This window comes from Jiangella anatolica (genome assembly GCF_003236295.1).
In the GTDB taxonomy this organism is placed as follows: domain Bacteria; phylum Actinomycetota; class Actinomycetes; order Jiangellales; family Jiangellaceae; genus Jiangella; species Jiangella anatolica.
Genome location: NZ_POTW01000219.1, coordinates 1 through 446, shown reverse-complemented (window position 1 = coordinate 446; position 446 = coordinate 1). Strand labels below are relative to the sequence as shown.

Sequence of the window (446 nt, the reverse complement as noted above, 5' to 3'; positions counted from 1 at the left end):
GCTCCAGCTCAAGCTGCAATTCCAGTAGTTGCAGCAGGTTGTTCTTGTCGTAGGCCTCGTTGACGCGCTGCATTAGCCGCGTCTTGCGCTCTCGCTCCTGTGGATCGGTTTCGCGGTCCGGGTGCAGGGCGCTGGCGAGCTTGCGATAGACCTCGCGGATGGACAGGCTGATCTGTGCCTGTTCGTCTGCCTCCTGTGCTTCTGCCGCAAGTTGCATCGAAGATTTCTTCCGCGCGGCCCAGCGGGCTTCACGCTTGGTTGCGGCGGCGGCCTTTTTCTCAGCCCGTTGTGCGAGGTGCTCGCGGGCGCGTTGCAGTAGCACCTCTTCCGAATGCACATCCGCGTCGTCGCCCAGGCCGACGCCGAGGGCGGCCTCCAGCCTTGCCTTCATCTGCGCGGCTTGCATCGCGGCTTCCCGGTCGAAGTCCGTGCCGCTGTACTTGTTG

Annotated in this window: 1 protein-coding gene; it reads right to left on the bottom strand. The window is 63.7% G+C overall.

The window, feature by feature from the left end; all coding sequences use genetic code 11:
* Positions 1-446, bottom strand: a 446-nt coding sequence (locus tag C1I92_RS35935) for a J domain-containing protein (protein ID WP_146605397.1), incomplete at both ends; no start/stop codon positions are given.